At 66.3% G+C, this 12,756-nt stretch carries 13 protein-coding genes; 5 read left to right on the top strand and 8 right to left on the bottom strand.

Translation table 11 applies throughout. From position 1 onward, the window contains the following. The first annotated feature begins 23 nt into the window (after positions 1 to 23). Genes astD through CSAL_RS14185 form a run of 3 tightly spaced genes read left to right on the top strand, consistent with a single transcriptional unit; the run spans position 24 to position 3,378 of the window. Entirely contained in the window at positions 24 to 1,493 is a 1,470-nt protein-coding gene (gene astD / locus CSAL_RS14195) for a succinylglutamate-semialdehyde dehydrogenase (protein ID WP_011508097.1), read from the top strand. Then, positions 1,490 to 2,833 carry an N-succinylarginine dihydrolase gene (astB, locus tag CSAL_RS14190; protein WP_011508096.1) on the top strand — a complete coding sequence of 448 codons (1,344 nt, stop codon included), beginning with the start codon at positions 1,490 to 1,492 and terminating at the stop codon, positions 2,831 to 2,833. Before astD ends, astB begins: the two co-directional genes overlap by 4 nt. 59 nt (positions 2,834 to 2,892) lie before the next feature. Then, entirely contained in the window at positions 2,893 to 3,378 is a 486-nt protein-coding gene (locus tag CSAL_RS14185; RefSeq protein WP_011508095.1) for a GNAT family N-acetyltransferase, read from the top strand. On the opposite strand, the gene CSAL_RS14180 is transcribed toward CSAL_RS14185, so the two are convergent. The 4 genes from CSAL_RS14180 to CSAL_RS14165 all read right to left on the bottom strand — a co-directional run bounded on the left by CSAL_RS14180 (position 3,359) and on the right by CSAL_RS14165 (position 6,745). After that, entirely contained in the window at positions 3,359 to 4,555 is a 1,197-nt protein-coding gene (locus CSAL_RS14180; protein WP_011508094.1) for a CynX/NimT family MFS transporter, read from the bottom strand. The genes CSAL_RS14185 and CSAL_RS14180 overlap by 20 nt on opposite strands. Before the next feature lie 153 nt (positions 4,556 to 4,708). After that, on the bottom strand, positions 4,709 to 5,293 hold the full coding sequence (locus CSAL_RS14175; RefSeq protein ID WP_011508093.1) for an NAD(P)H-dependent oxidoreductase: 585 nt from the start codon (positions 5,291 to 5,293) through the stop codon (positions 4,709 to 4,711). A 174-nt stretch (positions 5,294 to 5,467) separates the two neighbouring features. Beyond that, positions 5,468 to 6,343, bottom strand: coding sequence for a LysR family transcriptional regulator (locus CSAL_RS14170; RefSeq protein WP_011508092.1), 876 nt, complete (start codon positions 6,341 to 6,343; stop codon positions 5,468 to 5,470). A gap of 54 nt (positions 6,344 to 6,397) precedes the next feature. After that, positions 6,398 to 6,745, bottom strand: coding sequence for a putative quinol monooxygenase (locus CSAL_RS14165; protein ID WP_011508091.1), 348 nt, complete (start codon positions 6,743 to 6,745; stop codon positions 6,398 to 6,400). A gap of 376 nt (positions 6,746 to 7,121) precedes the next feature. Here CSAL_RS14165 and CSAL_RS17035 point away from each other — a divergent pair, with 376 nt between their 5' ends. After that, positions 7,122 to 7,955 carry a hypothetical protein gene (locus tag CSAL_RS17035; RefSeq protein ID WP_011508090.1) on the top strand — a complete coding sequence of 278 codons (834 nt, stop codon included), beginning with the start codon at positions 7,122 to 7,124 and terminating at the stop codon, positions 7,953 to 7,955. Between the two features lie 53 nt (positions 7,956 to 8,008). On the opposite strand, the gene CSAL_RS14155 is transcribed toward CSAL_RS17035, so the two are convergent. The 3 genes from CSAL_RS14155 to CSAL_RS14145 are packed head-to-tail and all read right to left on the bottom strand — an operon-like array spanning position 8,009 to position 10,478. After that, positions 8,009 to 8,563 (bottom strand): DUF924 family protein, encoded by a 555-nt coding sequence (locus tag CSAL_RS14155; RefSeq protein ID WP_011508089.1) that lies wholly within the window; start codon positions 8,561 to 8,563, stop codon positions 8,009 to 8,011. Positions 8,564 to 8,566: 3 nt separating this feature from the next. Continuing rightward, a complete protein-coding gene (locus CSAL_RS14150; protein WP_011508088.1) occupies positions 8,567 to 9,115 on the bottom strand; it encodes a methylated-DNA--[protein]-cysteine S-methyltransferase in 549 nt (182 codons plus the stop codon). 1 nt (position 9,116) lies between these two features. After that, positions 9,117 to 10,478, bottom strand: a complete 1,362-nt coding sequence (locus CSAL_RS14145; RefSeq protein WP_011508087.1) for an AlkA N-terminal domain-containing protein — start codon at positions 10,476 to 10,478, stop codon at positions 9,117 to 9,119. 146 nt (positions 10,479 to 10,624) lie between these two features. Here CSAL_RS14145 and CSAL_RS14140 point away from each other — a divergent pair, with 146 nt between their 5' ends. Then, positions 10,625 to 11,731, top strand: a complete 1,107-nt coding sequence (locus tag CSAL_RS14140) for an AbrB family transcriptional regulator (RefSeq protein ID WP_244846397.1) — start codon at positions 10,625 to 10,627, stop codon at positions 11,729 to 11,731. A 53-nt stretch (positions 11,732 to 11,784) separates the two neighbouring features. Here CSAL_RS14140 and CSAL_RS14135 read toward each other — a convergent pair whose 3' ends face one another. Further along, positions 11,785 to 12,552, bottom strand: coding sequence for an ABC transporter substrate-binding protein (locus CSAL_RS14135; RefSeq protein WP_011508085.1), 768 nt, complete (start codon positions 12,550 to 12,552; stop codon positions 11,785 to 11,787). Between the last annotated feature and the right edge of the window lie 204 nt (positions 12,553 to 12,756).

The raw sequence follows: 12,756 nt of genomic DNA, 5'->3' as shown, positions 1-12,756 counted from the left end.
CGCATGGTGCCAAGGAGATCATTATGCAAGCCAAGCAGCAATTGCTGATCGACGGAGCCTGGGTCGACGGCGACGCGGCACGCTTCGCCAAGACCGACCCCGTCTCGGGCGAGACCCTGTGGACGGCGACCGCCGCCAGTGCCACCCAAGTCGAGCATGCGGTGGCCGCCGCCCGGCAGGCGTTTCCCGACTGGGCCCGGCGTTCCTTCGCCGAGCGTCAGGCCGTGGTCGAGCGTTTCCGCGAATGCCTGGAAACCCACCGCGAGCACCTGGCCACTGCCATCGCGCAGGAAACCGGCAAGCCCTTGTGGGAAGCGCGGACCGAGGTGGGCGCGATGATCGGCAAGGTGGCGATCTCGATCACCGCCTATCATGAGCGCACCGGCGAACGCGCGCGGGATATCGGCGATGCGCGCGCGGTACTGCGCCACCGGCCGCACGGCGTGCTGGCGGTGTACGGCCCCTACAACTTTCCCGGGCATCTGCCCAACGGGCATATCGTCCCGGCCTTGCTGGCCGGCAATGCGGTGGTCTTCAAGCCCAGCGAGCAGACCCCCATGACCGCCGACTTGACCCTGCAGTGCTGGCTCGAGGCGGGGCTGCCCGCCGGCGTGATCAACCTGGTGCAGGGCGCGGCCGAGGTCGGTCAGGCGCTGGCCGGCAGCGCCGACATCGATGGCTTGCTGTTCACCGGCAGCGCCAAGGTCGGCGGCCTTCTGCATCGTCAGTTCGGCGGGCAGGTCGACAAGATCCTGGCCCTGGAGCTGGGCGGCAACAACCCGCTGGTGGTCAAGGACGTGCCGGACCGGGAAGCGGCGGTACTGTCGATCCTGCAGTCGGCCTTTGCCTCGGGCGGTCAGCGCTGCACATGCGCGCGCCGCCTGATCGTGCCGCATGGCGCGGTGGGCGATGACTTGATCGACGCGCTGACGAGCGCCATCGCCGAGCTGCGCGTGGCGGCGCCGTTCAGCGAGCCCGCGCCGTTTTATGCCGGGCTGACGAGCGTCGAGGCGGCGGATGGGCTGCTGGCCGCCCAGGACGACCTGGTCGCACGCGGCGGTCGGCCGCTGAGTCGCATGCGCCGTCTGCAGGCGGGCACCAGCCTGTTGTCGCCGGGCCTGATCGATGTCACCGGCTGCGACGTCCCCGACGAGGAACATTTCGGACCTCTGCTCAAGGTGCATCGCTACCGGGACTGGGACGAGGCCATCGCCCTGGCCAACGACACCCGATACGGGCTGTCGGCCGGCCTGATCGGCGGCGAGCGCGCCGATTGGGATGACTTTCTGTTGCGCATCCGCGCCGGCATCGTCAACTGGAATCGCCAGACCACCGGCGCCTCCAGCGACGCCCCGTTCGGCGGCATCGGCGACAGCGGCAACCATCGTCCCAGCGCCTACTATGCGGCCGACTACTGCGCCTATCCGGTGGCCTCGATGGAAGCCGAGACCCTCGTGCTGCCCGAGACGCTGCCGCCGGGGGTGGTGCTATGAGCCAGGACGTGCGCGAGGTCAATTTCGATGGCCTGGTGGGGCCCACCCACAACTATGCCGGGCTGGCGCACGGCAATGTCGCCTCGATGCGCCATGGCGGGCTGACCGCCAATCCGCGCGAGGCGGCCCTGCAAGGGCTGGCCAAGATGAAGTCGTTGATGGAGGCAGGGTTCGCTCAGGGCGTGCTGCCGCCCCAGCAGCGCCCCGATCTGGGGGCGTTGCGCGACCTCGGCTTCACCGGCGACGACGCCGGTGTGCTCGCCCAGGCGGCACGCCAGGCGCCGCAACTGCTGCGCGCGGTATGTTCGGCCTCGTCGATGTGGACGGCGAATGCCGCCACCGTCACACCCAGCCTGGATGCGCCGGACGGGCGCGTCCACTTCACCGCCGCCAATCTGCAGTCGAGCTTTCACCGCTATCTCGAGCCGCGTACCACGGCGCGGGTGCTGGCGGCGATGTTCCACGACCCGGCGCATTTCGCGCATCATCCGGTGCTGCCGGCCACGCCGACATTCTCCGACGAGGGGGCCGCCAACCACACCCGCTTGTGCGGCGATCACGACGAACCGGGCGTGCACCTCTACGTATACGGACGCCAGGCCTTCGGTGGCGAGCACGGGCCCAAGCGGTATCCGGCCCGCCAGACGCTGGAGGCCAGCCAGGCGATCGCCCGGCAGCATGGCCTGGACGACACCCGCACGGTCTTCGCCCAGCAGCATCCTGATGCCATCGACGCCGGCGTTTTCCACAACGATGTCATCGCCGTCGGCAACGGCCCGGTGCTGCTCTATCACGAGATGGCGTTCCGCGACGAGACGGCCACGCTGGAGGCGCTGCGCGCCCGCATGTCGACGCCGTTGATTCCGGTGCGGGTGCCGAGCGAGGCGATCAGCCTGGAGGATGCGGTAGCGACCTATCTCTTCAACTCGCAGTTGCTCTCCAACCCTGACGGCAGCATGACGCTGGTCGTGCCCGGCGAGTGCCAGGAAAACGAGACTGTCTGGCGCACGATCCAGGACTTGTTGCTGGGGGGGAACAACCCGATCAGCGAGGTGCTGGTCAAGGACGTCAAGCAGAGCATGCGCAACGGTGGGGGGCCGGCGTGCCTGCGCCTGCGGGTGGCGCTGGCGGCACGCGAGCGCCAGGCGCTGACCGGCCGTGTACTGCTCGACGAGGCGTTGCACGACGACCTGGCGGCGTGGGTCGAGCGGCATTACCGCGATCGGCTGGCGCCTGAGGATCTCGCCGATCCGCTGCTTGTCCGGGAATCGCTCACCGCTCTCGACGAGTTGACGCAGCTGCTGGGCATCGGCGCGGTGTATCCGTTTCAGTTGAACTGAGGCTGGGCGGGCGACGCCGACACGGGGCGAGCCCGCTGCCAGCGAGCAGGAGCATGTGCGTGATCGAGAATATCGCTATCGTCAGGTTGCAGGCCGACTCGCCCCACGCCAGGACCGTGGCGGGTTGGACCCATGACGCCTGGGGGCATCTGCACCCCGATACCTCGGCGGCGGAGTATCGTCGGGCATTCTATGCGCAGTGCGGCGAGGGTGGCGTGCCCTCGGTGTTCGTGGCGATGCACGGGGCGTCGCCGGTGGGCACGGCAAGCCTGGTCGCCGACGACATGAGCATCCGCCGCGAGCTGACGCCCTGGCTGGCATCGGTCTTCGTGTTGCCCGAATGGCGCGGCCACGGTATCGCCTCGCGCCTGGTGCAGCGGGTCGAGGCGGAAGCGCTGGCCCATGGCATCCATCACTTTCATCTCTACACGCCCGATCAGCAGACGCTGTATCGCCGGCTGGGATGGGAGGACCGCGAGGTGCTGACCTACCGCGGCGAGTCTGTGACCGTCATGAGCCGGCGGCTCAGCCCTCGCGCACCGTGACCAGTTTGGGCCGTCCGATCATCACCCCGGCGACGGTCTGCACGCTGAGTAGTCCCATCAGCAGCCACAACGACAGCCGCCAGTCGCCGGTGATGCCGTGCAGGGCGCCGAACACCAGCGGCCCGCCGGCGGCCATGAGGTAGCCCAGGCTCTGGGCCATGCCGGAGAGCATCGCGGCGTGGTCGGCACGTCGAGTGCGCATCACGATCATGGTCAGGGCGAAGCTGAAACAGCCGCCCTGGCCGGCGCCGAGCAGGATCGCCCACAGCGTGGGGGACGCCGTGGGTGCCAGCCACAAGCCTGCCAGCCCCAGCGCGATCAACAGGCAAAGCCCCAGCACCAGCAGGCTATGGTGATGCAGGCGCGCGGCGAGGCGTGCGATCACGTAGCTGGCGGGAATGCTGGTCAGGTTGATGATCGACAGCATCCCGCCCGCGGCGGCGCTGGGGACGCCGGCGGCGGAGGCCACGGCGGGGACCCAGGTCTGCAGGGTATAGAAGCCCAGCGACTGCATGCCCATGAACAGCGTCAGGGTCCAGGCGGTGCGGCTCTTGAACAGCCGCGTGATCCGCGTGGATTGCCCTTCGTCGGCGCGCCGGGGACGGCGCCAGGCCAGCCAGATCCAGAGTGCCGCGGTGACCAGGCCGACCCCTGCCCACATCAGTATGGGCACCGACCAGTGACCGCTGAGGTTCATCAGGGGGACGGCCGTGCCGGCCCCGAGGGTGGCGCCGATCCCCATCACCACCGTATAGAGCCCCATCGTCTGACCGATACGCTCGGGTCGGTCGCGCTTGACCAGGCTGGGCATGAAGACGTTGCCGAAGGCGATCCCCAGCCCCGCGAACAGCGTACCAACGAGCATCACCGGCAGGCTCTCGATCCCGCGCAGCAGCCCGCCCAGCGTAATGGCGGCCAGTGCCAGGGCGATGGCGCGATCCAGCCCTATCCGCGCGGCGACGCCGGGAGCCAAGGGGGACAGCACGCCGAAGCACAGGATCATGCCGGTGGTGAACAGGCTGGCGACGCCGGCGCCGATGGCCAGCGTCTGCATGATCGATTCCAGTACCGGTCCCACCACCACGATGGGCGCACGCAGATTGATCGCCGCCAGGGCGAACGCCAGCAGCCACAGCGTCGCCGGCAGGGGGGCCTGAGAGGTTTGACGATCGGTCATGGGCAAGGGCTTTCTTCGCGAACGGGCGCGCTATCTTAGCATCTCGTTGAAAAGCTTGCCGTGCCTTGAAGGCTGAAACGCCCGGCAGGACCAGGGAGCTACATTGTAGCCGGCGCCGTGGAGCGCCGGCCGGGGGCGAGTCGTCGTCGGCGTTCAGGCGTTGGCAAAGTGCTCGCGCAGATGGGCGCGATAGGCATCGACATGACCATCGATGTCGGGGGCCTTGATGACATCGTTGGCGATGAAGGTCGGCATGGCCGCCAGGCCCACGAATTCCTGGGATTTATGGAAGGGGAAGTATACCCCGTCGACGCCCTGGCCCTCGAAGAAGTTGCCGGGCTCGTCGAATGCCTCGAGTGGCGCGTTCCAGGTCAGCGAGAGCATGTAACGCCGCCCCTGCAGCAGGCCGCCGCTGCCGTACTGACGGCTGGGATCCTTGCGCGAGCGCCCGTCGCTGGCATAAAGCGATCCGTGGCCGGCGGTGAAGACTTCGTCGATATAGCGCTTGACCGTCCAGGGAGCGCCCATCCACCAGCCGGGCATCTGGTAGACGATGACGTCGGCCCACAGGAATTTCTCGACTTCGGTATCGGTGTCGTAGCCGTCATCGATGCGGGTCTCGCGGATCTCGTGGCCGAGTTCGGCGAGTTCGCCGCGTGCCACGTCGTGCAGGGTGTCGTTGTAGCGGCCGCCGGAATGCGCGAAGGCCTTGGCGCCGTTGATCAATAGAATCTTCATGAAGGGTTCGACTCGGTGTGAACGTGATTTCAAAGGTGGGGCAGTCTGCCGAGTCGCTGCCTTGCGATAAAGTGGTGTAATTGCAAAACATTCTTGCAGGATGTGCAAAAAAGGCAGTGCTGTCGGGTATGGCGCCGCGGACATCGTGTCTGTTCAGAGCGTCGACTGATCAGCCTAGAGCGTCAGCCGACCGGCGAGGAAATCGAGAAAGGCCGCGATACGTCCTTCGAGGGCAGTATTGCGGTAATAGACGGCTTGAATCGGTTCGTAGCGCTCGAGCATCGCATCCTCGAGCACGAACGACAGGCGTCCGGCCTGACAGGCGTCGCGGGTCAGGAAGTCCGCCAGGCAGGCAATGCCCAGCCCGGCCTCGGCCATGCGCAGCAGGGCTTCGCCGCTACTCGACGCGAGCGTGGGCGTGACGCTGCATCCGCCGCGCAGGGGCCAGCGATTGAGTTGCGGCAGGTGCGTGAAGCCGAGCAGTACATGGGCCGATAGCGCTTCGGCAGTCGCCGGCGTGCCGTGGCGGGCGAGGTAGTCGGGGCTGGCCACCAGTCGGCGTCGGCTGTGTCCCAGCGGACGGGCATGCAGCGACGAATCCTCCAGGCGACCGATCCGAATGGCGATGTCGGTACGCTGTTCGATCAGATCGATGTTGGTTTCATGGGTCGTCAGTTCCAGACGTACCTTGGGGTAGGCGGCATGGAACGCGGCCAGATGCGGCACGATCTGATGCAGCAGAAACGGCGTGGCGGCGTCCACGCGCAGGCGACCGGCCGGCTCGCGCCGGCGTACCGTGAGGGCTTCCTCGGCGGCTTCCAGCGTGTCGAGTGCCTGGCGCGCCTGGGCGATGAACGATGCCCCTTCCTCGGTGACGTCCAGTCGTCGCGTGGTGCGCTGCACGAGCGTGGTGTCGAGCTGCCGCTCCAGGCGCGACACGGCACGGGAGAGCCGTGCCGTGCTGGTACCCAGGCGCTCGGCGGCGGCGGTGAAGCCGCCGGCATCGACCACGGCCAGCAACAGTGCCAGATCGTCCCAGCGACTTTTCATGTCACCTCGCGATACACGGGGGAGACGAGAACGCTCATCCGATGGCGCCGCGCGTTATAGCCTGGGCGCGTCGAAATCGACCGGCTCATCGGTGTACACGCAGACGTTGGCGTCCTCGACATCGCCATCCTCGGCTTCGACCTGCTCGGCGAAGAACGCCTGGATCTCGCGGCGTTGGCAATGCGCTTCGAAGGAGGCACGGTCGGCCCAGATCTCGTGGAAGACGATGGGGTAGCTGCTGCCATCGGCGAACGGGTTGTCGATTTTCCGGGTCACGGTGTACTGGATGCAGGCATCCTCGCGGTGGGCATTGGGTTCGAGGGCCTGCAGTGCCTTGAAGACGGCCTCTTCCTTGCCGGGCTTGGGCTTGAACTGGGCGATGCAGTAGACCTTGCTGGACATGGCGAACCTCGTCTCGTGGCTATGAAGGAAAGCGCAGACGATACCACTTCGCGGTGCGTGGCCGGTAGCGGCGACACCGGGAACGATTCGCCCAAAGGCGTATTGAGCGTCGTGGCACGATCGCTTATCAAGATCCCATGGCGGTGCTATCGCGCCGCACGAGGTGTTGCCACTTTTCCGCACGCGAGGTCATCGTCATGCGCGTCATGAAACCCGATACACTGCGTCACGCGCTCATCGTTGCCCTGATGGGGTCCATCACTCTGGTGGGCTCGGCGTTGAGCTATCAACTGCTGATGTGACGATGGGCGGCGCCGGGCTGGCATCGGTCGAGACGAGCGGTTAGGGTCTTGGCATCGTTCCCGGAGCCCGTGTCATGTCCTTGTCCCTTCAGGTAGCGCGTCATCGCTGGGCGGTGGCGTTGCTGCTGCTCTTGTCGGCCCTGTCGTGGCTGAGCGTCACCCATGAGGTCGCGCTCGCCACGCTGGATGCGTCGCTGGCCACGGCATTCAAGAGTTTCGCGCTGGCCAAGGCGCTCAATGCGGCGATCTCGGTGATGCAGAGCGCCACGGCCGATGCCATGGTCGTGCAGGTGCAGTTCGGCCAGGCCCTGGACCCGGCCAACGATCTCGTCGAGCGTTTTTCGTGGATCATGTTCGCGTCCACGGCCTCGCTGGCCATGCAGAAGATCTTGATCCAGGTGGCCGGCCACGCACTGATCAAGGCATTGTTCTCGCTGAGTTGCCTCGCCTTGGCGTTGACCTTGCTGTGGCCGGCGTCGCGCTGGCGGGAGTGGGCGCGACGTGCGTTCTGGCTGATGGCGTTTCTGCGCTTCGCGGTCCTCGCCGCGGCCCTGGCGAGCGCCTGGACGGGGGATGCGCTGATCGGCGAGCAGCGCGACGGACTCTACGCGTCCCTGGATCGTGATCGCGCGGTGTTCCAGGAAGTCGCCGAGACGCAGGCCGGCGCGCGTGACGATGAGGGGCTCTGGCAACGCTTCAAGGACAAGTGGGACAGCGCAGTGGGGCATCCGGTGCGCGACCTGCTGGCACGCCTCGATAGCATGACCGAAAACGTGGTGACGTTATCGGCGGTGTTCATCGTGCAAACGGTAGTGTTTCCCCTCGGTTTTCTCTATTTGAGCTGGCGGCTGCTCGGCATGTTGACGACGCCGGTGGCGGAGCGCCGGCCCATCCCGCGTGATGCCTGAAGGACCGGATGCCCCATGCGGGCTCGTGCCGCATGGGGCGCATCGGCGCGCAGCTAGAAGGACGACCCCGGCTGACGCAGGAACGCCTGCTCCTCTTCCGTCGACTCCCGGCCCAGAATCGCGTTGCGGTGCGGATAACGGCCGAATCGCTCGATGATTGCCCAGTGGCGCCGCTCGAAGTGCAGGTTGCGCTCCAGCCCCGGCTGATCGAAAAGTCGCAGGGCTTCCTGGTGAATCAGGGGCGATTCGCTATGCATGTACGGCATGTAGACGAATGCTCGCTGTTCCGGCGGCAGTTCCTGGTCGCCCCCTTGAGCGACCAGATGCTGGGCGAGGCTCAGCGCCAGCGGGTCCTGAGCGAAGGCCGAAGCCTGGTCCCGGTAGATATTGCGCGAGAACTGATCCAGCAGCAGGATTTCCGCCAGGGCGCCGTGACTGCTTTGCCGCCAGGCATAAAGCTCGCAGCGACACGCCGCATCGTGGAGCGCCCCGAAACGCTCGGTGAGCGCCTGATCGAACGAGGCGCTCTTGCTGAACCACTGCTTGGGCCCCGCCTCTTCGAACCAGAAATCCAGTACCTGCCGGGCGTCTTCGTGCTGTTGCGTCATGGCTTACCTCCAATGATCCTGATGATGATCCCCTTGCCCGGGGACGCCGGCGAGCGCCCCGCTGTCTGCATGACCGTGACGCTCGAGCGCCAGCAACCAGGCCTTGCGCTCGAGCCCGCCGGCGTAACCGGTGAGTTGGCCATTGCGGCCGATGACCCGATGGCAGGGCACGACGATGGCGATCGGGTTGCGGCCATTGGCGGCGCCGACCGCCCGCATGGCCTTGAGATTGCCGATGTGCCGGGCGATGTCCGCGTAACTGCGTGTCTGCCCATGGGGAATCTCTGCCAGGGCTGCCCAGACCCGTCGTTGAAACGGAGTACCGACAGGGTCGAGCGGGAGGTCGAACTCGCGACGCTCGCCCTGGAGATAGTCGCTCAGTTGCACGCGGCAGGCATCGGTGAGCGCTGAAGGGTGCGGTGTCTCGTCGGGCGCCTCCACGAACGCGATTTCGCGAATGCCACGTGCACTGGCGCGGATGCGTATCGTGCCCAGCGGCGAGGCCGGTACGGGCGTGACGACGTAGTCGATGGCGGACTCGAGGGACGACATGTCAAAGGCTCCAGAGTTGCAGGGTGAGGTAACTGCGCCATGGCGTGGCATGGGCCGGCTCGACCGTACCCAGCGCCGACAGCGCTCGCTTGACGCCCAGGTCGCCGCCCAGCCAGATATCGGGATGGCTGGTGCCACGCAGGGCGGCGTAATCGGCACTCCAGGGGCCGATTCCCTTCAGCGCGGTCCACTGGCGCGGGTCATCGTCGAGGCGCCGATCGCACGCGGCCTGCGCCAGGCCACGCAGACAGTCGCGGCGCGCCTGGGGCATGCGCAGAAACGCCAGGTCGCTGGCGGCTATTCGCGCGGCTGTGGGGAACTGGCGGCCGTCATCGCCGGTGGGTTCGCCGAGCGCCTCGACCAGCCGTGTGACATGCCCACGTGCTGCCGATATCGAGACTTGCTGTCCGAGGACCGCGCGCACCCCGGCCTCGAAGGGCGTCCACACGCCGGGCAGGCGCAAGCCCTCGACAAGCGGGAACGTGTCCGGAAGCGTCTGACGAAGCTGCGCCTCGATGAGTGCCGTATCGGCGTCCAGATCGAGCACGCGGCGGATGTGACGTACCACCGGCAAGAGCGCACCGAGATCGTCGAGCGACAGCGTAACGCGAAAGCCATGTCGCTCGGGCACGTGCACGGCCGTGAAATGGCCGCTTGCCGAGCCCCACTGGATATGGCGCCCGTAGCGGTGCTCGTCGCCCCATTCCAGCCTGTCGATACGCCGGGCGGCAAGAAAGTCTCGCAGCCATTCCCAGGCGTACGGCGGGCGATAGGCCAGCATCAGCGTGACGTCCTGGCTCGGTGCTCGCGGCGTGCGGCGCAACGTGCGCGGTGCCTGGCCCACATGGCGGCGGAAGGCGTCGTTGAAGCGTCGCAGGCTGGTGAAGCCGCTGGCATGGGCGATATCGGCAATCGGCAGCGTGCTCTGATGCAACAGCTGCTTGGCGAACAGACACTGGCGGTGCAGGGCGTAGGCCTTGGGCGAGATGCCAAGATGCTGCTGAAAAAGCAGGCGCAGGTAGCGCTCGCCGATGCCGAGCCGGTCGCATAGCGCGCCCAGGGAGGCCTGGTTCAAGGCGCCTTCGTCGATCAGCCGCACGGCGCGGTGCAGCGTGGTGTGGTTGCCATGCCAGGCGGGCGACTCCGGAGCGCTGTCCGGGCGGCAGCGCAGGCAAGGGCGGAACCCCGCCTGGGCGGCGGCCACGGCGCTGGGGAAATAGCGCACATTGTCGTCCCGCGGCGGCCGCGAGGGACAGATCGGCCGACAGTAGATCCCGGTGGTGACCACGCCGACGAAGAAGCGACCGTCGAAGCGTGCATCGCGCGACAGGCGGGCCACTCGGCAGCGTTCGGGGTCTAGCATGACAGGGCTCCTCGAAAGGTGACGCCATCAGTGTAACTCGTCGCCGGCGCGTGACTCGCCGGATTCGGCAGTGACATGCATGGCACCGATATCCCGCGATGGATCTTTAGCTTGCTATAATGCTCAGCTTTTGCGGAGCATTGGCCTTGGCCCCTTATTCATCGTCTTCTTCCTTGTCTTCCCGGCTGCGCCGCCTTGGCATGTGGCTGGCACTGCTGCTGGCGTGCGTCGCGGCCAGCGGTCTGCTCACCTATTGGCACATGCCTGCCGGGGGCTTCATCGGGCCGATGCTGGTGGGGATCGCCTTCGGGGTCGGAGGCAGCGGATTGCGTCTGCCAAGGCGCTGTTTCAAGCTCGGTCAGGGAACGATCGGCGTGTTGATCGCCCATACCATGACGATGAGCGTGCTGATGACCATCCTCGACGGCTGGCTGGTGATGCTGCTGGCGACCGCCATCACGTTGCTGCTGAGCCTGCTGGTGGGGATCGGCCTGGTACGCTATGGCGGCTTGCCGGGAAGCACGGCGGCCTGGGGGACCACGCCGGGTGCGGCGGCGGCGATGGTGGCCATGGCCGAAGAGCGCGAGGATACCGATCCACGCATCGTGGCCGCCATGCAGTACGTGCGGGTGGTGTGCGTGGTGCTGGTGGGCGCTCTGGTGAGCCACTGGCTGGGAGCCGGCGATCCTGCGGCACGCAGCGATGGAAGCGGCTGGCCGGGCGATCTCGCCGAGCTGTTCGACCTGGCCATCACGCTGGCCGTCGTGGTCGGCGGTGTCTGGCTGTGCGATCGGCGCTTTCCCGCCGGAGCCTTGCTGGGACCGATGGTCATCGGCAGCGTACTGCATCTCGGCGGCTGGAGCTCGCTGACCATTCCCACGCCGCTGCTGTTGCTGGCCTACGGGTGTATCGGCGTCTATGTGGGGCTGCGTTTCGACCGCGCCGCCTTGACGACCGTCGCACGCTCGCTGGGCAAGATGGTCATCGCCTCGATGCTGCTGATCGGCTTGTGCGCATTGTCGGCGCTGCTGATGGTGGGACTCATGGATACGCAGTTCATCACCGCATATCTGGCGACGAGCCCCGGTGGGGTCGACTCGATGACCATCATCGCCATCGATACGCACGCCGACGTGGGGCTGGTGGTGGCGCTGCAGACATTGCGGCTTTTCACGGTGGTACTGGTGGGGCCGGCCATGGCGCGCTTCATCGCGCGCTTCGCGCGTCCCATGAAGTCATCGGCATCGCCATGAACGCATCGGGCGGCCCGCAGGCCGCCCGATGACACACAAGATTCCGGTAACGCTTACTTGCCGTTTTCCGCGAAATACTTGTTGTAGAGCTCCTGATAGGTACCGTTTTCCTTCAGGGTGGCCAGGGCCTCGTTGAACTTGTCCGCGAGTTCCTGATCGCGCTTGCGGAAGGCAATCCCGAAGCCGTCACCGAAGTACTTCTTGGGCTCGGTGATCATTTCACCGACGACCTTGTAGCTCCCTTCATCGCTGTCCAGCAGCGTGGACTTGCCCACCGGGAAGTCGAGGAAGGCGATATCGACACGACCGGCATCCATGTCGAGCACGAGATCGTCCGCCGTGGTGTAGCGGCTGATATCGGCCACGTCGCCGAACATGTCGGTGGCGTAGTTGTCCTGCAACGTGCCGCGCTGAACCCCGATGGTCTTGCCTTCGAGCGTCTGCTTGGCGGGGAAGTCGATCTCGCTGTCGCTGGGCGTGAACCAGGCGGAGGGCGGCGTGAAGTACGGATCGGAGAAGAGAACGGTCTGCTTACGCTCCTCGTTGATGGTCATCGACGACATGATCGCGTCGTACTTGCGTGCCATCAGGCCGGGAATGATGCCATCCCACGCCTGCACGACCCATTCGCACTGTGCCCCGATCTCGGCACAAAGCGCATTGCCCAGCTCGATGTCGAAACCCGTGAGTTCGCCATCGGCAGTACGGTATTCCATGGGCTCGTACGGCACGTCGACACCGATGCGCAAGGTGTCCTGGGCAAAGGCACTACCGGCCAGCAGCGCGCTGCCGAGAAGGGTCATGGTCAGCAATTTTTTCATGGAAAGCTCTCTACGGGGTTTGCAGTGTGTTGTTATGGGACCGCCTCGTGAGCGGACCTGACTTTCGCGTCTTGCAGCATAGCGAAGCGCTGCCGCCATGCCTAGCGTCGCGTGGCAGCCAGCCGGGCTCGAGGCGCCAGCAGGTAGCCGCATGTAACTCAACCCCTCAGTGTTCATCAGTTGAAACCATGCTGCTTAACGCGC

It is taken from the genome of Chromohalobacter israelensis DSM 3043, assembly GCF_000055785.1.
In the GTDB taxonomy this organism is placed as follows: Bacteria; Pseudomonadota; Gammaproteobacteria; order Pseudomonadales; family Halomonadaceae; genus Chromohalobacter; species Chromohalobacter israelensis.
The sequence above is the reverse complement of the archived record's forward strand: the minus strand, read 5'-3'. Positions and strand labels throughout refer to the sequence as shown.

Excerpts from the sequence above, each read along its gene's own strand:
- CSAL_RS14170 (WP_011508092.1), bottom strand. The coding sequence starts at position 6,343 with ATGAAAAGTCGCTGGGACGATCTGGCACTGTTGCTGGCCGTGGTCGAT.
- CSAL_RS14165 (WP_011508091.1), bottom strand. The coding sequence starts at position 6,745 with ATGTCCAGCAAGGTCTACTGCATCGCCCAGTTCAAGCCCAAGCCCGGC.
- CSAL_RS14175 (WP_011508093.1), bottom strand. The coding sequence starts at position 5,293 with ATGAAGATTCTATTGATCAACGGCGCCAAGGCCTTCGCGCATTCCGGC.
- CSAL_RS14145 (WP_011508087.1), bottom strand. The coding sequence starts at position 10,478 with ATGCTAGACCCCGAACGCTGCCGAGTGGCCCGCCTGTCGCGCGATGCA.
- astD (WP_011508097.1), top strand. The coding sequence starts at position 24 with ATGCAAGCCAAGCAGCAATTGCTGATCGACGGAGCCTGGGTCGACGGC.
- CSAL_RS14150 (WP_011508088.1), bottom strand. The coding sequence starts at position 9,115 with ATGTCGTCCCTCGAGTCCGCCATCGACTACGTCGTCACGCCCGTACCG.
- CSAL_RS14135 (WP_011508085.1), bottom strand. The coding sequence starts at position 12,552 with ATGAAAAAATTGCTGACCATGACCCTTCTCGGCAGCGCGCTGCTGGCC.
- CSAL_RS14180 (WP_011508094.1), bottom strand. The coding sequence starts at position 4,555 with ATGACCGATCGTCAAACCTCTCAGGCCCCCCTGCCGGCGACGCTGTGG.
- CSAL_RS14155 (WP_011508089.1), bottom strand. The coding sequence starts at position 8,563 with ATGACGCAACAGCACGAAGACGCCCGGCAGGTACTGGATTTCTGGTTC.
- astB (WP_011508096.1), top strand. The coding sequence starts at position 1,490 with ATGAGCCAGGACGTGCGCGAGGTCAATTTCGATGGCCTGGTGGGGCCC.
- CSAL_RS17035 (WP_011508090.1), top strand. The coding sequence starts at position 7,122 with ATGTCCTTGTCCCTTCAGGTAGCGCGTCATCGCTGGGCGGTGGCGTTG.